The sequence below is a fragment of the Alphaproteobacteria bacterium genome, from assembly GCA_033344895.1.
GTDB lineage: Bacteria > Pseudomonadota > Alphaproteobacteria > UBA8366 > Aestuariispiraceae > Pacificispira.
This window is the reverse complement of record JAWPMN010000001.1, coordinates 3,274,751-3,296,071: the sequence shown is the minus strand read 5'-3', so window position 1 is coordinate 3,296,071 and position 21,321 is coordinate 3,274,751. Positions and strand designations below refer to the sequence as shown.

Below are 21,321 nucleotides of genomic sequence, written 5' to 3'. Positions count from 1 at the left end.
CGTCATTCGATGCTGGAGAACCGGGTCAGTCGGCTTCGCTGCGGATCTGCGCGCGGGCCGTGTCCAACAGCTCGTCCATTTCCTTTCGGACGAGATGCTCGGACGTATCGATACCCTTCGCTTGCAGGTCGCCCAGGACCTTGCGCAGCACATCGTCGTCGCCCGGCTCGTCGAAATCGACGATCACGACATCCTTGGCATAGGCTTCGGCGTCGGCACCGGTGATGCCCATCTGTTCGGCGGCCCAAAGGCCCAGCAGTTTGTTGCGGCGCGCGACGGCCTTGAACTCCTGCTCACGGTCGTGGCTTTCCTTGGCTTCAAAGCTCTTTTCGCGATCGTCGAACTTGTTCATACCTGCGGTCCCCCCGGCATAGTCTGTCCTGTCACAATCCGCGCGGCGCCATGCCCGCGGTGACCGGTCGGGGCGCGGGCTCCTTCCGGCGGTGCCCTGTATGTAATCCGTCCTGCTCCGCCGATCAACGACGGAACCGCCCCCGCGACAGGATTTCCCATGTGCTTTTCGGCCCGGCGGCCGCTCAGGAAGATTGTAACGGGCGGGACGCATTGCTATACGCTCCCAATTCTCACCATACAGGCGGCAAGGGCGGGTCCAAACCGATGGCGCGACGCAGACAGCTTTACGAGGGCAAGGCCAAGGTTATTTTCGAAGGGCCGGAACCCGGTACCCTGGTGGCCTATTTCAAGGACGATGCCACGGCCTTCAACAATCAGAAGAAGGGCACGATCACCGGCAAGGGCGTCCTGAACAACCGGATTTCCGAATTCCTGATGCTGCGCCTGCAGGATCTGGGCATTCCGACGCACTTCCTGCGCCGGCTGAACATGCGGGAACAGTTGATCCGCGAAGTCGAGATCATTCCGGTCGAGGTGGTGATCCGCAATGTCGCCGCCGGCTCCATGGCCAAGCGCCTGGGCATTCCGGAAGGTACCCCCCTGCCCCGTTCCATCGTCGAATACTGCTACAAGTCCGACGAACTGGGCGATCCGCTGATCTCCGAAGAACACATCACCGCCTTCGGCTGGGCCAGTCCGCAGGACATCGACGATTTCCTGGCGATGTCCCTGCGCATCAACGACTTCCTGTCCGGCGTCTTCCTGGGCATCGGCATCAAGCTGGTCGATTTCAAACTGGAATTCGGCCGTATCTACGATGAAAACGGCGATGTCCGCATCGTCCTGGCCGACGAGCTGAGCCCGGACAACATGCGCCTCTGGGACACGCAGACCGGCGAGAAGATGGACAAGGACCGCTTTCGCCGCGACCTGGGCAATGTCGAAGACGCCTATCGCGAAGTCGCCCGGCGCCTGGGCGTCCTGCCGGAAGGTGCGAATATCGAATCCATCGACGGCGAATCGAATTAGGAACTTCTGGCTCCGGCACCGGCCCTCTCCCCGTCCCGGCCGCCCAACGACAGGGTATGCTACGGGTGGCAGAGAGGGGGAGCGGGCCGGCGCCGCCAAGCGACCATAAGGAAGCGAAGACCATGAAAGCCAATGTTACCGTTACCCTGAAGCGCGGCGTGCTGGACCCTCAGGGCAAGGCCATCGGTCACGCGCTGGAAGGCCTCGGCTTCGACGGCGTCGGTGAGGTCCGCCAGGGCAAGCTGATCGAGGTGGAACTGGCCGATACCGACCGCGCCGCGGCCGAGAAGAAACTGGACGAGATGTGCCGCAAGCTGCTGGCCAACACCGTCATCGAAGACTACCGGATCGAGATCGTAGCCTAGCTTTTGGATTACGGCACCAGCCCGCTCCCCCACCCGGCCGCCCAACGACAGGGTATGCTATGGGGCGCCGGGTGGGGGAGCGGGCCGCCGCCGCCAACGCGACCATCGGGAGCACACAAATATGAAAGCCGCCATCGTCGTTTTCCCCGGCACCAACCGCGAGCGCGACATGGCCGTCGCTCTGGAAAAGGCCGCCGGGCATAACAGCAAGCCGGACCTGATCTGGCACGGCGAGACCGAACTCAAGGGCTACGACCTGATCGTCGTGCCCGGCGGGTTCTCCTACGGCGATTATCTGCGCTGCGGCGCCATGGCCGGCAACTCCCCGATCCTGCGCGCGATCAAGCAGGAGGCCGAACGCGGCGTCGCCGTCCTGGGCGTCTGCAACGGCTTCCAGATCCTGACCGAGACCGGGCTGCTGCCCGGTGTGCTGATGCACAATGCCGGGCTGAAATTCATCTGCAAGATGACCCATATCCGCTGCGAGCGCAGCGCCGCCCCCTTCACCGCCGGCCTGCCCAAGGGCGAGGTGCTGAAGGTCGCCGTCGCCCATAACGAAGGCAATTATTTCGCCGACGAGGACACGCTGGACCGCCTGGAAGGCGAAGGCCGCGTCGCCTTCCGCTACTGCGACGCCCGCGGCACCGTCTCCGACGCCACCAACCTCAACGGCTCCCAACGCAACATCGCCGGCATCGTCAACGAAGCCGGCAACGTCCTGGGCATGATGCCCCACCCGGAAAACGCGATTGATCCGCTGGCCGGCGGGGTCGCCGGCCTACCACTCTTCGAAAGCCTCGCGAAGTCGGTGATGGAACGAGCCTGAGACGATAAGCGGAACGTTTCCGGCCGAGTTTTGATACTCGGCACAGCCCGGATGCCACTAAGCCAAATAGCGGGCAGCCGATTTGTCGTGCGAAAATCTATAGGACTCCCGAACGACAGCGCCAGTGTCTTCGATTTCTTCGAGTAGATCCGAGGATGGATCTTCGACCGAGATAGAGAGCAAGTCACGCCGCGCCATACAGACGGCAGGGTTGCCTCGAAGCAGATCAAGCAAGCGATCAAACATCGAGGTGTTCTTAGCCTTAATTTTATAGCGCATCGTTCGTCGCTCTTCGCCCTAGCCGTCGCTTGTCCGGTCAGATACTGGAAACAGCAGCATTACAATCGATAACACCATGCCCAACCGTAACGGCAGGATACGGCAACATTAGAGCCGATTCCCGGATTATGTCAAAGAGCTCCGATGGCGGTAAGTCCGGCCGGGTCGTTAGAAGTAGAGCCGCCAAACCGCTGACTTGCGGAGCGGCACCGCTGGTGCCCCAGCCAACGGGGCCCACCATGGCTTTTCCGCCATACAATACCTTGCCGCGTTCCGGAGTGGGCGCGACGACGTCCGGCTTTGCCGACATTCCATCCTCACCGTGCCGCTCTCCAGGACCACGGCTGGAATAATGCCAAATTTTGTCACGCAGATCACAACCACCTACCGCCAACAAATCGCTGCGGCTCTTAAACGTATAGATTGAGTTCGGTGTGTCAGATTCTTTATCTCCTCCAGCAAGAATATGATTATTTCCTGCACTGAAAACGGAAACCACGCCGCTGGAATAGGCTGCGGCAATGGCTGCCTCCACGTCTTCCAAAGTTTCACGCGGCGGAATATCGTCAGGCTTATATCCCCAACTGTTGGACGCAACGACCGGCGTTCCGTTTCCGGCAAGTTTCGCCAAATCCATGAAAATCGCCTCGATTTCTTCTTCGAAGAATCGGGTTTTGCAGTCGATCAGCATCGCTTCTGGCGCAACACCAGTGAACTCAACACCTTCCCCGCCCGCTGCGGCAGCTATGCAAGCGCACATCGTGCCATGGCCCAGGTCATCGCGCCATTTCGGTTGTTCGTATTGTAAGGCCGGGATGGAACCTCTCTTCCAATCAGGAAATTCAGGTCGCGCCCCATCAATTCCGGTATCCACGATTGCAATGGACACTCCTGCGCCTTTTGATCGTGCCCAGGCGTCTTTGGCTCTGATCTTGTTGAGCACATCATCTAAATCGGCCGCTGGCGGCATCTCCTCAACCGATTTAAACGTCTCCGGCAACTCCGAATCCAATGAGAAGCGATAGGATTCCGTTACCGTAGCGTCGTAAACGCGACCCAGCTTATCCAGTTTCTCCAGAAGCCTGTCCTCGCCATCCTTTCCAAATGAGCGGAAACTGAAATAACGACGCGTCATATTGGTAAGGACGCTCGGGTCAGAAATATCTTCGCTTCGTCCCGCGACTTTAAAGGTCTTCTCATCGGGAAAACGAACTTTGAACCGCTTGACTAGGGCCGAAGCGTCAGTCGACGGCCCCCTTTCATTTGGGCCGGAGTCATGTAACTGTCCTTTACCCCTGACTGGCCGACGTCGGACGTGTTTGGATGGGCCCGATCCACCAGAGCCTTGAATGTGACGCGCCCGACCGCCATGGGCCTCCTTGAATGCAATTGTATAGCGGCGCATTTCGACTTTGATGCGACGCTTGAACCCAAAGTATCCTTTCGGATTCTCGCTCAAAGATGGCGCCATTCTCATTTTCCGGCGCCGTACCTCGTTGAATTTAGTATTAAAAGCATCATCATCAAGATGCGCGATAACGTGCGGCGGCGGCACGGAATCACATGTTTCCTTTCTAACTGCAGTCATAATTGCCCCCGCGATCAAACAAACAAAAACCCCATAAGTTAGAGTAATTTTATCAACACGACTTTCAATTGCAATGACCTATTCCTTGGCGCTTGACTGCGTTGCTCCCGAGGCCGATGTCTTCTTTGGCGTTGCGCCCCACAAGCGCTTGGCGGTACCCAAACGAGGAATCAAAAGTACACGGCATATACGCGCATTTTGTTTCCAAGATCAGATCTATTGCGACCGGAAATGGGAGACCTGTTAGATCTCGGCTCCCGTCCGTCGTGCCGACTTTAACCGGCCGGCCAAACCTGATTAAGTGGCGGCGATAGTGTTCGCCCACACCAGATTGAGGTTCATTCCGTGTTTGCCGCCAACGATACCGAGCCCGCTCAGCGCAATGTCATCGGCCAGGCGCTGATGCCCTGCTCCGTCGATCCGGTCACCGGGTTCTATCGCGACGGCTGCTGCAATACCGGCCCGGAGGATGTCGGCTCGCACACGGTCTGTGCCGTGATGACGGCCGAGTTTCTGGCGTTCAGCCGACGGCGCGGCAACGACCTGTCGGCACCGATGCCGGATTACGGCTTCCCCGGGCTCAATCCGGGCGACCGCTGGTGCCTGTGTGCGGCGCGCTGGCGTGAAGCCTACGATGCCGGCTGCGCGCCGCGGGTTGCGCTGCTGTCCACGCATGAACGGGCGCTGGAAGTCTGCGACCTGGCCGCGCTGAAGGATCACGCGGTCGATTTGAGCTGACCCGAAAGACGCGCGAGAGGAAGACAGCCATGCTGCGCCGTGCCGCCCTTTCCTTTCTGGCATGCCTGGCGCTGTGGGCCGTGGGGACCACGGCGCACGCTCAGGACAGTTGGCAGCCGACACAGCAGTTGAACGAACAGGTCGCGACGGCATCATCCCAGTTCTGGTCGCTGCTGGACGGGCGCCGATATGCCGAGGCTTATGGCCGGCTGGCGCCCGGGCTGCAGGCACAGCTCTCGCTGGAGCAGTTCACCGAACTGATGGCCTCCATCACCGATCAGGGCGGCATGGTGACCGCCCGTCGCCGCGGCCGTGTCTCCTGGTACCGGCAGCCGGACCCGAACGGCGTGATGACCAGCTTTGCCGCCGTCGATTTCCTCGGCACCATGGAACGGTCCGAACTGTATTGCGGCTATCTGCTTTGGCATGTACCGGACGACGGCAGCGCGATCGGCGTGCTGCGCGTTGAGCAGAACTACATCCCGACCAGGATGCAGGCGAAAATGTCGGAAGAGGAGGTCCGCAAGATGACCTCCGACTGGCGCTGCATGCGCTGAGTTGCCCGCAATGGCGGGCTGCGCCATCTATTCCTTTCGGAACCTTTGCATTTGCGTCTGAGTCGGGCTAGGAAACGCGCGATTTCCGAACATGCCAGCCGGAAGGGACTCCATGTCGCTGCCCCAAGTGGACATCACGCCCGAGGTCGTCGCCGAACACGGTCTGACCAAGGACGAATACGATACCGTTCTCAACATCATGGGGCGCGCGCCCAACATCACGGAACTGGGAATTTTCTCGGTGATGTGGTCGGAGCATTGCTCCTACAAATCCTCGCGCTTCTGGTTGAAGACACTGCCGACGGAAGGCCCCCAGGTCATCCAGGGTCCCGGCGAGAATGCCGGCGTGATCGACATCGGCGACGGCGATGCGGCGGTCTTCAAGATCGAAAGCCACAATCACCCCAGCTTCATCGAACCCTATCAGGGGGCGGCGACCGGCGTCGGCGGCATCATGCGCGACGTGTTCACCATGGGGGCAAGGCCGATCGCCAATCTGAACGCCCTGCGCTTCGGTGACCCTAGCCATCCCAAGACCCGGCATCTGGTCTCCGGCGTCGTGGCGGGCATCGGCGGCTACGGCAACTGCATGGGCATTCCGACGGTCGGCGGGGAAGTCAATTTCGACAAGGCCTATAACGGCAACATCCTGGTCAACGCCATGACGGTCGGCCTCGCCCGGACCGACAAGATCTTCTACTCCAAGGCCTCGGGCATCGGGAATCCGGTGGTCTATGTCGGCTCCAAGACAGGCCGCGACGGCATCCACGGCGCGACCATGGCTTCGGCGGAGTTCACGGAGGATTCCGAAGAGAAGCGCCCCACCGTTCAGGTCGGCGACCCCTTCACCGAGAAACTTCTGCTGGAAGCGTGCCTGGAACTGATGGCGACCGATGCCATCGTCTCCATCCAGGACATGGGCGCGGCGGGTCTCACCTCCTCCTCCGTCGAGATGGCGGACAAGGGCGGCGTCGGCATCGAGCTGGAACTCGACCGCGTGCCGATGCGCGAAGAAGGCATGACGCCCTATGAGCTGATGCTTTCGGAAAGCCAGGAGCGCATGCTGATGGTCCTGAAGCCCGGCCGAGAGGACGAGGCGAAGGCGATCTTCGACAAGTGGGAGCTGGATTTCGCGGTAATCGGGACGGTCACCGATACCGGCAACCTGACCCTGAAATGGTTTGGTGAGACAGCCGGCGACATCCCTGTCGCGCCGCTGGTCGACGCCTCCCCGATGTATGAACGTCCGTGGGAACCGACCCCGGCCTCCGCGCCCGTGGGGGAAATCGACCATCCGCTGAGCCCCGGTGAGGCCCTGAAGAAGCTGATCGGCACGCCGGACCTGTGCTCCCGTCGCTGGATCTGGGAGCAGTACGACCATCTGATCGGCGGCGAGACGGTGCAGACGCCCGGAGCGGCGGATGCGGCGATCGTACGCCTGCCCGGCCAGAAGAAGGCCGTTGCGGTCACGACAGACTGCACGCCGCGTTACTGCCTGGCCGATCCGATTTCCGGGGGCGCGCAGGCGGTGGCCGAGGCCTGGCGCAACATCACGGCAACCGGCGCCAAGCCTCTGGCCATCACCAACAACATGAATTTCGGCAACCCGGAACGCCCGCGGATCATGGGGCAGTTCGTCGGCGCCGTGAAGGGCATGAGCGCCGCCGCGAAGACGCTGGACTTCCCGGTCGTATCCGGCAACGTGTCGCTGTACAACGAGACCAATGGCGAGGCCATCCTGCCGACCCCGGTCATCGGCGGCGTCGGCCTGATCGACGATGCCGCGAAAGCCGTCGGCATGGGGTTGAAGAAGGTCGGCCAGATCCTGATTCTGATCGGCGAATCGAAAGGCCATCTAGACCGGTCGATCTATCTGCGCGACGTTGTCGGTCGCGATGAAGGTCCGGCCCCCAAGGTCGACCTCACCGTCGAACGCCGAAATGGCGACTGCGTGCGGGATCTGATCCAGAAGGGCGTCGTTCAGGCCTGTCACGACCTCTCCGACGGCGGCCTTGCCGTTGCAGTGGCGGAGATGGCGCTGGCCGGCGGAGTCGGTGTGACGCTTGACGCCGCCCCTCCCGGCTTCAGCATTCACGCATGGCTGTACGGCGAAGATCAGGCCCGCTACCTTGTGGCTGTGGACGATGAGAAGGCCGTCCTGTCCGCCTGCGAGGCGGCAGGGGTCCCGGCCCAGCGTATCGGAATCGCCATCGGGCGCTCGTTGACGCTGCCCGGGGGCGATACCATATCGCTGGAAGAACTGGCGAATATCAACGAGACGCGTCTGCCTGGCTATATGGCGGGCGCCGATTGGACGTGATCCTAAGTTTCTGAGATCCGAAGGGGGCAACGACCATGCCAATGAGTGCAGGCGACATTGAACGCTTCATCAAGGAGGCTCTGCCGGATGCCGAGGTCATCATCAATGACCTGCGCGGCGACGGCGACCACTATGCCGCCTTCGTGAAGTCGGCCGCCTTTGCCGGCAAGTCCCGCGTTCAACAGCACCAGATGGTCTATGCCGCCCTGAAGGGCCGCATGGGCGGAGAATTGCACGCGCTGGCGCTTCAGACGGCCGTGCCGGAAGACGCATGACATTCAGGGCGATCTGAAATCAGCCCCGCAGGAAGGAATTCGAAATGGACGATCAGACACAAAGCCGCATTCAGGGCGAAATCGACGGAACCGATGTGGTTCTGTTCATGAAGGGTACGCCGGTTTTTCCGCAGTGCGGGTTTTCCGCCGCTGTGGTGCAGGTGCTCAACCATATCGGGGTGCCGTTCAAGGGCGTGAATGTCCTGGAAGACATGTCGGTCCGCGAAGGCATCAAGGAATTTTCCAACTGGCCGACCATCCCGCAGCTCTATGTGAAGGGTGAATTCGTCGGCGGCTGCGATATCGTCCGGGAAATGTTCGAAACCGGCGAGCTGACGGAACTGCTGAGCGAACGCGGTATCGAGACCGAAGTCGACGCCTGATTTGACGCGACCGGGTTTGAAAGACGCCGGCGTGGCCTGACGAAGGGCGACGCCGGCGCTTTCCTGTTCCGGGTCGCTAATCGGACTGGGTCGCGCGCCGATAGACGAGATATCCGTACGCGACGATGGCGTAGGATACGATCTGTTCGAACCATTCATCGTAGAGATGCGATGCGATCAGGATCGGGATCAACGGCAAAAACCGCCCATCCGGCTTCAATGCCATGAAACGTCCCTTCAGACCCGGAATCGCGTCGCGCGGCAGCAGCAGCAGGATTCCGGACAGGATGCAGGCGAGAACCATCCGGACGACTTCGTTCCAGCCGACCGTCAGATTGTGCAGGTTGATTTCACCCTGAACGTTGGTTTCCTTCAGCGCAGCCGGTGTTTCGATCCCGAAAATCCTCTGCCCCCAGCTGATCTCCTCCATGGCAAGGAATACCAGCCCGCCGGCAAAGACCCAGAGCAGAACGCGGTCCGGTTTGGGAAAGGTCCGTTTCCGGGCGGCCAGTCCACCGAACAATGCCGACACGAGAAGCAGCACGACGGTCAGATACTCCATCACACCGTCTTCTGCGAATAGAACCCCGGGCAGAACCCCGTGATGCGACAGCAGAAAGATTGGGCTGACGGCAATACAGGCCCAGAACAGGACTGGCGACCACACGACCGGCAATGGCTGGTCCGGACCGTGATGTCGTGCCAGATACCAACCGGACCAGATCAGGAAGCCGGACAGGACAAGCAGCGAAAGCCAGACGCGAAAGGCATCGTAAAACGCGTTCGTCTGCCGCAGCGCCTCGATCGCACGCGCCATTGCGCCGTCATCCCAGTCGCCGACAAGGCCTGCGACGGCGACAACGGCCAGTAGAAGCCCCGTTACCTGAAGACTGCGCCAGCCGATCATGGCCGGATTACCCTTCCGACAGCGCTGCTGTGCGTTCCCGCAGCAACAGGATCAGACCGTCAAACCCCTTTTCGTCAAGGACCTTCGATACTTCCGACCGGCGCACGGCCAGTTCGCTGATATCGCCGTCGATGCGCAGGTCGACGATGCGATACCCGGCCGGCGTTTCGGAAAGCACGAAATCCAGCACCGCATCCCGCGAATCCGCACCGCTATAGGTCGCCCGTACGGCCGAAAGTCCAGCCGGTCCCTCGCTGATCGAGCCCACCGAGAAGCCGGACGCGTCGAACTGCGGCAGTCGCCGAATGTAGCTGGCAACCGTGAAACGGGTATAGGCGTCGATGAAGTCGGCCTGCTGCGTCTCGCTGAGGCCCCGAAACCGGCGAGCACCGATCGTGTTGGCCGCAATTTTCGGCAGATCGAAATACCGGTTCAGCAAACCGGACACCGCGTCCAGCCGCTCTGCCCCGGTCATCGTCCCGGAATTGCTCGCCAGATCGCCCAGATCCTGGCCCAGAGCGGCAACGATCTCAGCCGGCTCTGATGTCGAGTTCGCGGCCCGAAGCGGTCCTGCGGCGATCGCAGCAACGGCGCCGGCTGCGGCCAACAGGAAAAGGCGGCGGGACAGGGTACCGAAAGCAACTGACATGAACCATAACTCCTAGATGTTGGTTCGCGGGCTTATTCCTGTATCGTGCCTCGCGAATGAAACCAAACGTCCGAACCTGCGGAAACCCCAGATAATGGCCTCCAACAGTCCAATTCGCCGCTGGATGACGTCGCTGTCGGAGTTCTCGGCGCGACGACCCTGGCCTGTGCTGGCAGCGGCGGCCTTGATCGCTGTGCTGTCCGTACTGGGCGCGGGGCGCTTTCTGGCTCTCAACCCGGACGCTTACGCTCTCCTGCCGGAAGATGTGCCTTTCCTGCAGAATTACAACGCCTACAAGCAGCGCTTTACCTATGATCGGCGCACCAATATCGCCGTAATCGACGCGCCAAGTCCCGAAATCGCAGAAACGGCGCAATCCGCGCTGGCCGAAAGGCTGCGCGAAACCGGCGACGGTGTCTTTCATGCAATCCGTACGCCCGGCGCGGAGCCGTTTCACCGCCGCAACGGATTGCTCTATCTCACGCCGGATGCGCTGGAACAAGCGATTGATCGCCTCGCCCGGGCCGAGGCCGCGATTGCCATTCTGGCGGGCGACCCCAGTCTGCGCGGCATTGCGGACCTGGCGGAACGCAGTCGCGCATTCTCCGACGGCCAGCCGGACGTGCTGCAGGCACGCACGGCGCTGGCGGATATGATCGCAACAGCAGCGCAGGAGACCGTCGAGGATGCACCAAACACGGTTTCCTGGGCGCGCTTCGCCCTGGGACCGGACCTGGCATCCAACCGCCGCGTGGTGCTGCTGCAAGGCAGGCTCGATGGAGAGGAAAGCGACGTCGGCGGCGACGGTACCGCCCTGATCCGCGCCGCTGCCGAGACGCTGCAATTCGACGAGCGCGGCATCGATCTGCGGCTGACCGGCCGCGGACCACTATCGAAGGAGGAAATGACGCATGCGGTGTCGGACATCCAGACGGCCGGTGCCTTGTCCCTACTGCTGCTTGCGATCGTCCTGACCCTAGGGTTTCGGTCCTGGCGGGCCATTCTGGCCTGCTTCGGGGCGTTGCTCTGCGGCCTGGCCTGGACCTTCGGCTTCGCCACCCTCGCGGTCGGTTCGCTGACCCTGCTGTCGATTGTGTTTTCCGTTCTGTTCATCGGCTTGGGGATCGACTTTGCCATCCATTTCGCGATGCGCTTCCGCGAGGAGGCCGGCGAGAGCCGGGTCGGGCCGCTGGCCGCGGCGCGCGCGGCGGCGAGTTGCAGCGGGTCGCTGGGCCTGTGCGCTGTGACATCCGCCGTCGGCTTCCTGTCCTTCTGGCCGACCGAATATCGGGGCCTTGCGGAACTCGGCCAGATTGCCGCGGCAGGAATGGTGCTGGCGCTGGTCGCAAGTCTGACCGTCCTGCCTGCCCTGATGAGTCTGCTGAAAACGCCGGGCGGCGCCCATGCCCGCATGCCGGGCGGCGCTGCTATCGGCGCCTGGATCAATCGGCGCTTCCGGTGGATCACCGCCGCTGCACTTGTCCTGGCGGTCGCCAGTCTTGCCATTTCCCTTCGCGCGGAGTTCGATTTCAATACGCTTGCGCTCAAGGACCCGCATTCCGAATCCGTTCAGACTCTTCTGGATTTGCAGCAGGATGGGGCCATCACCCCCTATACACTCTCGATCCCGTTCGAGACCCGTGACGCGGCGCGGGAAGCGGCAAACCGTCTGCAGGGCCTGCCGGAAGTTGCAGGCGTCCGGACGCTGGAAGACCTCGTCCCAGCCGACATCGAGTTGAAGCAGGCGATGATCGAGGAGGCGGCTGTTTTCCTGTGGCCCGCCCTCAATCCCGCCGACCGCGCCGACCCGCCGGACGCGGATCAGACCGCCGATGCCCTGCAGAAGCTGAAGACCATGGCATGGGATGACCTGCCGCAGGAGGCCGCATCCCGGCTGAAATCCGCCCTTTCCGCGCTGGACGCTTCGGATGCACAGGCGCTGAACGATCGACTGGCCGCGCCTCTCACCATCACCCTGGCGCGCCTGAAGGATGCCCTTGGTGCCCAGATTTTCGGGATGGACGACATCCCGCAGGACATGGTCGACCGCTATGTCGCGGCGGATGGCGGTGTGCGCATCGCTGTCCTGCCCGGGGATGACCTTCGGGACTATGAGGCCCTGGGACGTTTTGTCGAAAGCGTCACCACCATCTATCCGGATGCCACTGGCCGGCCGGTCCTGGAGGCCGGGACAGGTCGAATTGTCGTTGCCGCCTTTCAGCAGGCCGTCGCCATAGCTTTGGGGGTTATCTTCATCGTCCTGTTCTGGCGGCTGCGCAGCGTTCGCGATGCGGTTCTGGTCCTGATACCCCTGATCTTGGCAGGGGCCGCCACCACGGCGTTCGGGGTCCTGGCGGGAATCCCGTTCAATGTCGCCAATGTGATCGTTCTGCCGCTAATTCTGGGCCTCGGCGTCGATAACGGTGTTCATTTTGTGGCACGATGGCGTGAAGAGCGGGATCTTGCGGCGGTGCTGCGATCCTCAACGCCGCGCGCGGTCTTGCTGAGCGGCGGCACCACCCTTGTCTCTTTCGCAACCCTGGCAATCGTAAACAATTCAGGGATTTCCGGAATGGGACTTCTGCTTGCCGCCGCCATGATCGCGATCATGATTTCGACCATGATCGTCCTGCCTGCGCTCCTTGCCTGGTTCGGCAAAACAAGCGGGGATATGCGACAAATTTAAACTTACTGACTTGAAATCTACGTCGATTCGTAACACATACCTCGCTGCACCGCACACGTCATCGTGGGCGGCCTTAACTGTTTGACCGGCATTACCCGTTGTCGGTTTCACTCACGCTCAGTCGGCGACGGATCCCGGATGCGACAGAAAATGACTATGTTGGTTCGGTACGGACTTTGGCCCGGCCTCCTCGCACTTTGCCTCGGCACGACGATTTACGGCGTTCGGAACGACAGTGGGTTTCTGCTGTTCAACATCGCTTATTTGGGACTCGCCGTGGTGCTTTTCTTTGCGGAGCGCGCGCTGCCCTACGAGCGGAGCTGGTTGAAGAACGATGGCCAGATCATGGTCGACCTCGCGCATACGGCGCTCAGCAAAGGCGTCGCGCAGGTTCTCATCGTGGTCGGCGCCGTCTTCGGGCTTGCCGAGAATTTCGCGGAATCCGGCCTGAACATCTGGCCGACCGAATGGCCGCTATTGCTGCAGGTCGCGCTCGGCTTGGTCATCATTGAGGCCGGTCTGTATACGGCGCACCGTCTGTCACACGAAGTGCCGTTCTTCTGGCGCTTTCATGCGGTTCACCACAGTGCGACCCGGCTCAGCTTCATCAACACCGGACGATTCCATTTCGTCGACACGGCTGTGTCGATCGTGCTGAGCCAGCCGCTGCTGTTCCTGGCCGGGGCCCCGATCGAGGTCTTCAAGCTGACAAGTGCGACCACCGCCTTCATCGGCATGCTGACCCATTGCAATGTCGACATGCGTTTCGGCTGGCTGTCCTACGTGTTCAACACGCCCGCCCTGCACCGGTTCCACCATTCGAAAGATCTGCGTGAGGGCAACAAGAACTACGGCGAGAACATTGTCCTGTTCGATCTGATGTTCGGGACCTACTACAACGCGTCCTACCGTCCGCCGGTCGATATCGGCATCGACGGACCGATGCCGAAGAACTTCCTGGGCCAGTTGGCGCAACCGTTCCGCAGCGAGCGCAAGACCCCGGTGGCCACCTCGGACGCAAGCACGGCCGGTTCCGCGTGATTCCCGCCGCCCCTCCGCGGCGGACGAAAATCAAGTCATGACGAATCCCTGGCGACTTCGGATAGACCAAAGGTCTCCGATGTATCGATAGGGATTCGCTGACTTTGTTTTTCCAACATTACCTGTTCAATATCTAAAATAACTTGTTATGCTGGCACAAAACTTGCTGAGAGAATCGGCGAGTCGATAATGGCGCAACCTCACCCTGGCAGGCGAATCCGTTGCGTATCTGGCGAATATCGAAAGACGGGACAAGACGACATGGGACTTGGCCTTCCCGAGTTCGTTCATAATCCGGAGAACCGTTGTCCGGTAGCGTTGCTGCTGGACACATCTGCGTCCATGCGCGGCGAACCGATCGCGGAACTGAATGCCGGCCTTCGGGCCTTCCAGCACCACATTCTGTGTGACGAACTGGCTAGTCTGCGCGTGGAACTGTCCATCGTCGCCTTCGGAGGCGAGGTCCGGATGGTGCAGGATTTCGTGACGGTCGACGAATTGGGTCCCCCCCTGCTGGAAGCGTCCGGCAACACCCCGATGGGGGCGGCGCTGGACCTCGGGTTACGAATGGTCGAGGCCCGCAAGGCGGTCTACCGGTCAAACGGGATCCACTACTACAGGCCCTGGATCTTCCTGATCACCGACGGCGCGCCGACGGACGGCGAATCCTGGCAGCACGCCGCCATGCGCATGCAGGAAGCTGACCTGATGGGCCGCGCGACCTTCTTTACCGTCGGTGTGCAGGGGGCCGATATGGATATCCTGCGGGAAATCGCCTCCCCGAACCGCCCGCCGCTGATGCTTCAGGGCCTCAAGTTCCGGGACTTGTTCCGGTGGCTTTCTGCCAGTGTGCGGCGCGTTTCCATGAGCCGCGTCGGCGGCGAAACCCTTGCGCTGCCGCCGGTTCACGGCTGGGCGGAAATTCACCCCTGACGGCGGAGGAACGACGGAGATGTCCTGGATGGCGGCCCTGGATTACCGGCAAGGTGCCTCGCACCGCCGCGCAGGCATTCCGTGCCAGGATTTCGGCCGTCTGACATTACCGGACGAGAACACCGTGATCGCCGCCTTCGCGGATGGGGCCGGCTCCGCCAGGCACAGCCATCTTGGCGCACGCGCCGCCGTGGATGCAGCCTTGCCCTGGATTCGAAGCCGCATTGCGGAGGCACCGGGACTGCATGGCGCCGTCAGCAGCCTCCCGTCGGAACGGCTGTTTGATGGGCTGCTTGAGGCGGTTCAATCGGCGGTACGCGCCACCGCAAACGACAACCGGCTGAGTTACGAAGACCTGGCCTGCACCCTGACCGTGGTTGCAATGGCGCCGAACGGTGTGACCGTCGGCCAGATCGGCGACGGCATTGTCGTCGCCCGTCTGTCCCGGCAGGACTACACTCTGCTGATCGAGCCGGATCGCGGCGAATATGTGAACGAGACCAGTTTCGTGACGGATGGCGACGCCGCCGACCGGCTGCGGATACGGTCGCTCGAAGGTCCCGTTCGCTTCGTCAGCGCCGCCACCGACGGCTTGGCAGCCGTATCCGTCGACAATCGTGCCCGAACACCGCACGCGCCGTTTTTCTCACCCATCGACCGATTTACCTGCCAGTCGGACAGCCCGATGGAGGTCCATGAGGGCATTCGCGAATTCCTGGGGTCCGAACGACTGTCGGCAAAGGTCGAGGACGATCTGATGCTGATGGTCTGCGGCTGGCGCGGGCTGGACGGCTGAGGCGGCGCGATGGCTACCCTCCTCACTTCCCGCGGAAGGCCCGACCTGTTCGACGATGACGGACAACGCCTGTCACTGGGCGACCGGATCGGCGACAGTGGTGAAGCCACCGTCTTCCGGGATGCCAACGACGAGCGGCGCCTGGTCAAGCTGCACCACGCACCGAATGACCGACTGCGCGCAAAGCTGTCGGTTCTGCCAGGGCTCGCACCGGACGATCCGTCGCTGGACAGCCGCCATGTAAACTTTGCCTGGCCCGTCTCGACAGTCTGGAATGCGGCTGGTGAGGCTGCCGGGACGATCATGCCGGCCGTGGCCAATGCGCGCAGCCTGACGGCCCTGAGCAATCCGAAGCTGCGTGCCCGGCGCGCGGCGGAGATGGACTGGCATTTCCTGCATGCCGTCGCCGCCAATGTGGCGTTCCTGTTCGACTACCTGCATGACAGGGACATCGTCATAGGCGATGTCCGTCCGGAGAACATCCTGGTCGGCGATCGCGCCCTGGCAACGATGATCGATTGCGATTCCGTCCAGATCTCGGGACGCGACGGAGTGCCCTTTCTCTGCCCCGTCGGCAGCGAGGGCTATACCCCGCCGGAATGGATCGGTCGCCGCTTTTCGGATCGACCACGCGATCGGCGTTCGGACCGGTTCGGACTGGCCGTCCTGATCCATCAGTTGCTGACCGGCGCGCATCCCTGGACCGGCGAGTGGATGGGGGCCGGCGATCCACCGCCCCGCGATCATCTGATCCGCAGCGGTGACTGGCCCTTCCGGCCCGGATCGAAACTGCGCCCGGTCCCGGGCATGGTGGCGCCGGACGAACTGGCCCCGGGCCTGGCATCGCTGTTCCGGCGCGCGTTCATCGCGGGTCATGCCGATCCGGATGCCCGGCCCAGCGCCTCCGAATGGCAGGAAGCCCTGTGCCACGCACTCGCCGACCTGGAAACCTGTGAGAAGAAGCCGCATCACCACCGGGATGCGGCGCTGTCATCCTGTCCCTGGTGCGCCAGGGTTGACGCCGGGCTGCCGGACCCCTTTCCGGCCTCTCCCACCCCGCGCGATCCGTTCGCGCCGCTGATCCTCGCCTTCGAAAGGGCCCTTGCCCGCGGCGACACCAGGATGGCGGTCGACCTGTGGGTCGAAAACAGCATCCTGTCGCGCGTAGCGGACCTGACCCATCTCCACGATCGGATGAAGGAACTTCGCGGCGCGATCGACGCCCTGGATCAGTGGCAGGCGGCGTTGTCGCGGACGCCGGATGACATTCGTGGACTGGCGGCCCTGGCGGATGACCTGCCGCAACTCCTCAATGGCAAGCTGTTCCTGCACGAAAGCGTGGAAGGCGAGGCTGTTCCGGACTTCGTTCGGCGGATCGCGGAGGCGGCGCTGGCGATCCCCCCTGCCCCTGCTTGTCCTGTCCCCGAACTTCCCACCCCGCCGATTGCTGCGCCGACCGAGACCGCCAGCGTCCCAAAACCATCCGCCGCGGCAACCGCTTCACCAATCGCCATCGCCTACCGCGTCGAGGGTGGCTGGCACGGCCTTCGCGCTGCCAGGCTGCAGGTCACAGTGGAGAAGCCGGGCCGTGTTCCGGCCCTGACATTGGTGGATGACCTGACCGGCACGATCCTACTTTCCCTGCCCGCCCAGCGCCTGCGCGGCACCACCACCTTTCCCTTCGATCAACCGGACCACCGTGTCGTTGTCAGCCTACGTGCATCAGATGGATCGGGCGTTCGGATCAAACCCGCGCCGAAGCGGACACGGACCATCGGTTCCGCCGCTGGAGGCTTCCTGACGCCCGCCCCGCAAGTCGGATAGCCCTTTGCACATCATTCCTGTTAACATCCGGGCTGTTACGACAAGAAATCGGTAATGCCTGATGATGGACGTTCAGGAATCGGCGGTGCGGTCGCACGGTCTGGCGAAAAATGGCACCCGCTTCGATGCCGCGGTTGTTATCCCGACACGGCTTCGGGAAACCCTACCCCAGGCGGTACATTCCGTCTTCTCCCAGCGCGATGCAGGCCGCATCCAGATCCTGATCGGGGTTGACGGCGACGTCGACGGAGACCGGGAGATGCTGACGGGCCTTCATCGTCAGTGTCCGGACAATGTGGCGATCACCATCGTGGATCCGGGCTATTCAACATCCAACCGGAACGGTGGCCTGCACGCGGCGATGGATTGCGGCGCCATGCGTACCGTCATGAGCTATCTGGCGCACAGCCGCCATGTCGCCTATCTGGATGACGACAACTGGCTGCACAATCAGCATCTCTTTCATCTGCGCAACGCGATCAAGGGGAAGGACTGGGCATACGGCTTTCGCTGGTATGTCGATCCCGAAACCGACAAGCCCGGCTGCATCGACCGTTGGGAATCCGTCGGGCCGGATCGCGGCGTCTATGCAAAGGCGCTGGGCGGGTTCGTAGATCCGAACTGTCTGATGATCGACAAGGTTGCCTGCGAACCGATCCTGCGGCTTTGGTCCATCTCAGGCAAGAAGGACGGCGTTTATCTGCCGCCGGACCGGCTGGTCTTCGATGCTCTGAAGCGTCATTTCCGCGCCGGCGAAGCCCGCAAGGCGACCGCCTATTACCGTCTGAATCCGGACAATGACGCCCATGTCCACCGATTAAAGTGGATTGCGGCGGAGCGCCTGAAGGAGGCGGCGTCCAGGGAACTCTCCCCGACCGCCCCCGAAGGCTGAAGGAAACGGGGCGACGTGTCAGGATCCGACGCCGCCCCGCCATGTCACTCAGCCACCCGATCCGAGGACCATTTCATAGGCCGGCAGGGTCAGGAAGGTCGGGAAGTCTTCCGCCAGCGCCATTTCCTCGAACAGGCTCCCCGCCTGTTCAAAACGGGTACCGGACAGATCACCGCCGGCTTCCGCACGAATCTTGTCCATTTCCTCGGCGATCATTCGAGACACGGACTCGCGGGTCAACACGGTGCCCTCCGCGGTCTTTGCGCCATGCTGCGCCCACTGCCAGAGCTGCGCCCGGGAAATCTCCGCCGTTGCCGCATCCTCCATCAGGTCGAACAGCGGCACACAGCCATTGCCGCCAAGCCAAGCCTCGGTGTAGCGCACGCCGACCTGGATGTTCATGCGTACGCCGGCTTCGGTGATTGCGCCTTCCGGCACGGCCAGCAGATCGGCGGCACTGACCGTGACATCGTCGCGCTGACGGTCGATCTGGTTGGGCTGCTTCATGACCGCATTGAATGCTTCCAGCGCGACCGGAACGAGGCCCGGATGCGCGACCCAGCTGCCGTCATGGCCGTCATTCGCCTCGCGCTCCTTGTCCGCCTTCACCTTGGCGAAGGCTTCCGCATTCTTCTTTTCATCGCCCTTCACCGGGATCTGGGCGGCCATGCCGCCGATGCAGGGCGCGCCCCGCTTGTGGCACGTTTTGACCGCCAGCAACGAGTAGGCCCGCATGTTGGGGACCGTCATCGTCACCAGCGACCGGTCCGGCATGACGAAATCGGCATTGCGACGGAATTTCTTGATGATGGAGAAAATGTAGTCCCAGCGCCCGCAGTTCAGCCCGGCCGAATGGTCACGCAGTTCATACAGGATCTCGTCCATTTCGAAGGCCGCGAGTATGGTCTCGATCAGGACGGTTGCGCGGATCGTGCCCTGTGGAACCCCCAGAAGCCGCTGCGACTCGACGAAAATGTCGTTCCACAATCGAGCCTCAAGGTGGCTTTCCATCTTCGGCAGATAGTAATACGGGCCGGTGCCCTGCGCCTTCGCCTCCGCATGATTGTGGAAGAAATACAGGGCAAAGTCGACGATGCCGCCGGACGCCGGCTGCCCGTCGACCAGAATGTGCTTCTCCTCCAGATGCCAGCCGCGGGGCCGTACCAGGAGGACCGCCGTCTTGTCCTTCAACGCATAGGACTTACCGGATTTCGGATCCTCGAAGGCAATGGTGCGAGCCATTGCGTCGCGCAGGTTGATCTGACCGCCGATCATATTGTCCCAGGTCGGGCAATTGGAGTCTTCCAGATCCGCCATGAAGACATAAGCCCCGGAGTTCAGGGCGTTGATCACCATCTTCCGGTCTGTCGGACCGGTAATTTCGACGCGGCGATCCTTCAGATCTTCCGGCAGGGGTGCAATCTTCCAGTCCCCATTCCGGATTTCGGCCGTCTCCGACAGGAAATCGGGCAGTTCACCGGCATCGATCCGGGCCTGTCGCTGCTCGCGCAGGGCCAGAAGCTCCCGCCTGCGTGCGCCGAACTTGCGTTCCAGGGTCGCGACAAAGCCGACGGCCTCGTCGGTCAGAATGTCGGCGTAACCCGGCTTCATTTCGCCGGTCAGGCGGACGCCGTCGGCAGCGGCGGCAAGGTCGGTATCGGTCATGGTTTCAACTCCCCGGGGCTGGCTTTGTCGAAAATTTCTGCAGTGCAGCATTCCACTGACGTTACCGACAGATGGAACGGTTTCCAAGCCCCGAAAAAAGGAAGTCTTGTCGCAGTCTAGGTTTTGCGGCGGCGCGTCAAAAGACCCAGCGCAAGGACGGTGCCGGAAGCGACGAGACCAAGACCGACCAGATGCCGCATCGATGGGATCTCTCCCAGCGCCGGATAGGCGAAGAGGGCCGCCAGCCCGGGGACAAGCGCCCCAAAGACGGCGGCACGCCCTGCGCCCAGTACCGCCACGGCCTTTGTATAGAACAGGAGCGCCAGAACGGCGGAGAACACACCCTGGGCAAGCCCCTGGAACAGAAGTTCTCCAAGCGGCGCCTGAAGGAAGGCCGTTCCGCGCTGAACCAGATAAACCGGCGCAAACAGGACAAGCGAGATCACCGACACGAGTGCCGTCGCGTGCAACGGCGCAACCGTCCATTTGCGACTGGCCACCGTATAGCTGGCCCATAGCAGCCCGCCGCCGGCGAAAAGCAGATGCCCTTTCCACAACGCATCGAAACCCGTGCTATCCATGACGGCCGCGCTGGCCATGGTCGCAACGCCCGACAGGACGATGGCCAGACCGATCCATCGCTTGCGATCGGGCGCATCCTTCAGGATGAGCCAGCCCACAAGGGTCGACGTCGTCAGCATGAAGCCTGGAATGATCAATCCACCGTGTCCGGCAGGGGCAAAGGTGAAACCGCTGGAGGTGACCAGCATGTAGGGCGCCCCCGCACCGATCGCCAGCACAATCGCCCGTCCCCATCCAAGGCCGCCATGGCCCAGACGCAGCACGATGGGCAGAAGAATCAGCCCCGCCACCAGGAACCGGACCATGGTCAGGTCCATCGGGGTCAATGTCTGCTGAACGCCGAAGCGGGAGGCAACCGGCCAGGCGCCCCAGATTGCAGCCGCGGCCAGACCGGCCAGAATACCTGACCAGGGAATGCCCGCCGCGATAGCCGCCGATGGGGCAATGGGTGCTGCGCCTTGTGTCATCTCATCCGCCACGCTGATTTCGGTCCCGTGATACCGGGATCGCGACACAAGCGCGATCCCGGATCCGTCACATCATTTGATACGTCAGGGCCGGAACCGCAGGGCGGCGAAGCATGCCCCGGCGGCGGTGATTTTCGGCTTTATCTCTCACAACGATGGTGAAAT

Annotated in this window: 20 protein-coding genes; 14 read left to right on the top strand and 6 right to left on the bottom strand. The window is 62.2% G+C overall.

Features of this window, described 5'->3' with window-relative positions; all coding sequences use genetic code 11:
• Positions 1 to 25 precede the first annotated feature (25 nt).
• Positions 26 to 352, bottom strand: a complete 327-nt coding sequence (locus R8L07_15855; GenBank protein MDW3207012.1) for a DUF1476 domain-containing protein — start codon at positions 350 to 352, stop codon at positions 26 to 28.
• A 266-nt stretch (positions 353 to 618) separates the two neighbouring features.
• Here R8L07_15855 and R8L07_15850 point away from each other — a divergent pair, with 266 nt between their 5' ends.
• The 3 genes from R8L07_15850 (at position 619) to purQ (ending at position 2,574) form a co-directional block, all read left to right on the top strand.
• Positions 619 to 1,383: a phosphoribosylaminoimidazolesuccinocarboxamide synthase gene (locus R8L07_15850; protein MDW3207011.1), complete on the top strand. Its 765-nt coding sequence runs from the start codon at positions 619 to 621 to the stop codon at positions 1,381 to 1,383.
• A 122-nt stretch (positions 1,384 to 1,505) separates the two neighbouring features.
• A complete protein-coding gene (gene purS / locus R8L07_15845) occupies positions 1,506 to 1,748 on the top strand; it encodes a phosphoribosylformylglycinamidine synthase subunit PurS (GenBank protein ID MDW3207010.1) in 243 nt (80 codons plus the stop codon).
• 121 nt (positions 1,749 to 1,869) lie between these two features.
• A complete protein-coding gene (gene purQ, locus R8L07_15840; GenBank protein MDW3207009.1) occupies positions 1,870 to 2,574 on the top strand; it encodes a phosphoribosylformylglycinamidine synthase subunit PurQ in 705 nt (234 codons plus the stop codon).
• 316 nt (positions 2,575 to 2,890) lie between these two features.
• Here purQ and R8L07_15835 read toward each other — a convergent pair whose 3' ends face one another.
• Positions 2,891 to 4,441: a S8 family serine peptidase gene (locus tag R8L07_15835; GenBank protein MDW3207008.1), complete on the bottom strand. Its 1,551-nt coding sequence runs from the start codon at positions 4,439 to 4,441 to the stop codon at positions 2,891 to 2,893.
• A 345-nt stretch (positions 4,442 to 4,786) separates the two neighbouring features.
• On the opposite strand from R8L07_15835, the gene R8L07_15830 reads away from it, so the two are divergent.
• From R8L07_15830 to grxD, 5 genes are all read left to right on the top strand, one after another.
• The gene (locus tag R8L07_15830; protein MDW3207007.1) at positions 4,787 to 5,179 is read left to right on the top strand and encodes a DUF2237 domain-containing protein; all 393 of its coding nucleotides are present in this window, start codon (positions 4,787 to 4,789) and stop codon (positions 5,177 to 5,179) included.
• A gap of 29 nt (positions 5,180 to 5,208) precedes the next feature.
• On the top strand, positions 5,209 to 5,736 hold the full coding sequence (locus R8L07_15825; GenBank protein ID MDW3207006.1) for a DUF4019 domain-containing protein: 528 nt from the start codon (positions 5,209 to 5,211) through the stop codon (positions 5,734 to 5,736).
• Positions 5,737 to 5,848: 112 nt separating this feature from the next.
• On the top strand, positions 5,849 to 8,056 hold the full coding sequence (gene purL, locus R8L07_15820) for a phosphoribosylformylglycinamidine synthase subunit PurL (GenBank protein ID MDW3207005.1): 2,208 nt from the start codon (positions 5,849 to 5,851) through the stop codon (positions 8,054 to 8,056).
• Between the two features lie 35 nt (positions 8,057 to 8,091).
• Complete coding sequence (locus tag R8L07_15815; GenBank protein MDW3207004.1) at positions 8,092 to 8,331, top strand: BolA family transcriptional regulator; 240 nt, start codon at positions 8,092 to 8,094, stop codon at positions 8,329 to 8,331.
• A 44-nt stretch (positions 8,332 to 8,375) separates the two neighbouring features.
• Positions 8,376 to 8,714 carry a Grx4 family monothiol glutaredoxin gene (gene grxD, locus R8L07_15810; protein ID MDW3207003.1) on the top strand — a complete coding sequence of 113 codons (339 nt, stop codon included), beginning with the start codon at positions 8,376 to 8,378 and terminating at the stop codon, positions 8,712 to 8,714.
• Positions 8,715 to 8,790: 76 nt separating this feature from the next.
• On the opposite strand, the gene R8L07_15805 is transcribed toward grxD, so the two are convergent.
• Positions 8,791 to 9,621 (bottom strand): hypothetical protein, encoded by an 831-nt coding sequence (locus R8L07_15805; protein MDW3207002.1) that lies wholly within the window; start codon positions 9,619 to 9,621, stop codon positions 8,791 to 8,793.
• Positions 9,622 to 9,628: 7 nt separating this feature from the next.
• Positions 9,629 to 10,270, bottom strand: coding sequence for an ABC transporter substrate-binding protein (locus R8L07_15800; protein MDW3207001.1), 642 nt, complete (start codon positions 10,268 to 10,270; stop codon positions 9,629 to 9,631).
• Between the two features lie 94 nt (positions 10,271 to 10,364).
• On the opposite strand from R8L07_15800, the gene R8L07_15795 reads away from it, so the two are divergent.
• The 6 genes from R8L07_15795 to R8L07_15770 all read left to right on the top strand — a co-directional run bounded on the left by R8L07_15795 (position 10,365) and on the right by R8L07_15770 (position 18,442).
• Positions 10,365 to 12,956 (top strand): MMPL family transporter, encoded by a 2,592-nt coding sequence (locus R8L07_15795; GenBank protein MDW3207000.1) that lies wholly within the window; start codon positions 10,365 to 10,367, stop codon positions 12,954 to 12,956.
• A gap of 150 nt (positions 12,957 to 13,106) precedes the next feature.
• Positions 13,107 to 13,997, top strand: coding sequence for a sterol desaturase family protein (locus R8L07_15790; GenBank protein MDW3206999.1), 891 nt, complete (start codon positions 13,107 to 13,109; stop codon positions 13,995 to 13,997).
• Positions 13,998 to 14,258: 261 nt separating this feature from the next.
• Positions 14,259 to 14,930, top strand: coding sequence for a VWA domain-containing protein (locus tag R8L07_15785; protein MDW3206998.1), 672 nt, complete (start codon positions 14,259 to 14,261; stop codon positions 14,928 to 14,930).
• 19 nt (positions 14,931 to 14,949) lie between these two features.
• Complete coding sequence (locus tag R8L07_15780; GenBank protein ID MDW3206997.1) at positions 14,950 to 15,726, top strand: PP2C family serine/threonine-protein phosphatase; 777 nt, start codon at positions 14,950 to 14,952, stop codon at positions 15,724 to 15,726.
• Positions 15,727 to 15,735: 9 nt separating this feature from the next.
• The gene (locus R8L07_15775; GenBank protein ID MDW3206996.1) at positions 15,736 to 17,550 is read left to right on the top strand and encodes a hypothetical protein; all 1,815 of its coding nucleotides are present in this window, start codon (positions 15,736 to 15,738) and stop codon (positions 17,548 to 17,550) included.
• 61 nt (positions 17,551 to 17,611) lie between these two features.
• Positions 17,612 to 18,442 (top strand): glycosyltransferase, encoded by an 831-nt coding sequence (locus R8L07_15770; protein MDW3206995.1) that lies wholly within the window; start codon positions 17,612 to 17,614, stop codon positions 18,440 to 18,442.
• A gap of 48 nt (positions 18,443 to 18,490) precedes the next feature.
• Here R8L07_15770 and aceB read toward each other — a convergent pair whose 3' ends face one another.
• Positions 18,491 to 20,107: a malate synthase A gene (gene aceB, locus R8L07_15765; GenBank protein ID MDW3206994.1), complete on the bottom strand. Its 1,617-nt coding sequence runs from the start codon at positions 20,105 to 20,107 to the stop codon at positions 18,491 to 18,493.
• A 116-nt stretch (positions 20,108 to 20,223) separates the two neighbouring features.
• Positions 20,224 to 21,204 (bottom strand): DMT family transporter, encoded by a 981-nt coding sequence (locus tag R8L07_15760; protein MDW3206993.1) that lies wholly within the window; start codon positions 21,202 to 21,204, stop codon positions 20,224 to 20,226.
• Positions 21,205 to 21,321 lie beyond the last annotated feature (117 nt).

Bases quoted from the DNA above. Each gene is read 5' to 3' on its own strand.
- R8L07_15770 (MDW3206995.1), top strand. From the start codon at position 17,612: ATGATGGACGTTCAGGAATCGGCGGTGCGGTCGCACGGTCTGGCGAAA.
- R8L07_15780 (MDW3206997.1), top strand. From the start codon at position 14,950: ATGTCCTGGATGGCGGCCCTGGATTACCGGCAAGGTGCCTCGCACCGC.
- R8L07_15790 (MDW3206999.1), top strand. From the start codon at position 13,107: ATGACTATGTTGGTTCGGTACGGACTTTGGCCCGGCCTCCTCGCACTT.
- aceB (MDW3206994.1), bottom strand. From the start codon at position 20,107: ATGACCGATACCGACCTTGCCGCCGCTGCCGACGGCGTCCGCCTGACC.
- purL (MDW3207005.1), top strand. From the start codon at position 5,849: ATGTCGCTGCCCCAAGTGGACATCACGCCCGAGGTCGTCGCCGAACAC.
- grxD (MDW3207003.1), top strand. From the start codon at position 8,376: ATGGACGATCAGACACAAAGCCGCATTCAGGGCGAAATCGACGGAACC.
- R8L07_15785 (MDW3206998.1), top strand. From the start codon at position 14,259: ATGGGACTTGGCCTTCCCGAGTTCGTTCATAATCCGGAGAACCGTTGT.
- purQ (MDW3207009.1), top strand. From the start codon at position 1,870: ATGAAAGCCGCCATCGTCGTTTTCCCCGGCACCAACCGCGAGCGCGAC.
- purS (MDW3207010.1), top strand. From the start codon at position 1,506: ATGAAAGCCAATGTTACCGTTACCCTGAAGCGCGGCGTGCTGGACCCT.
- R8L07_15815 (MDW3207004.1), top strand. From the start codon at position 8,092: ATGCCAATGAGTGCAGGCGACATTGAACGCTTCATCAAGGAGGCTCTG.
- R8L07_15825 (MDW3207006.1), top strand. From the start codon at position 5,209: ATGCTGCGCCGTGCCGCCCTTTCCTTTCTGGCATGCCTGGCGCTGTGG.
- R8L07_15855 (MDW3207012.1), bottom strand. From the start codon at position 352: ATGAACAAGTTCGACGATCGCGAAAAGAGCTTTGAAGCCAAGGAAAGC.
- R8L07_15775 (MDW3206996.1), top strand. From the start codon at position 15,736: ATGGCTACCCTCCTCACTTCCCGCGGAAGGCCCGACCTGTTCGACGAT.
- R8L07_15800 (MDW3207001.1), bottom strand. From the start codon at position 10,270: ATGTCAGTTGCTTTCGGTACCCTGTCCCGCCGCCTTTTCCTGTTGGCC.
- R8L07_15850 (MDW3207011.1), top strand. From the start codon at position 619: ATGGCGCGACGCAGACAGCTTTACGAGGGCAAGGCCAAGGTTATTTTC.
- R8L07_15835 (MDW3207008.1), bottom strand. From the start codon at position 4,441: ATGACTGCAGTTAGAAAGGAAACATGTGATTCCGTGCCGCCGCCGCAC.
- R8L07_15795 (MDW3207000.1), top strand. From the start codon at position 10,365: ATGGCCTCCAACAGTCCAATTCGCCGCTGGATGACGTCGCTGTCGGAG.
- R8L07_15805 (MDW3207002.1), bottom strand. From the start codon at position 9,621: ATGATCGGCTGGCGCAGTCTTCAGGTAACGGGGCTTCTACTGGCCGTT.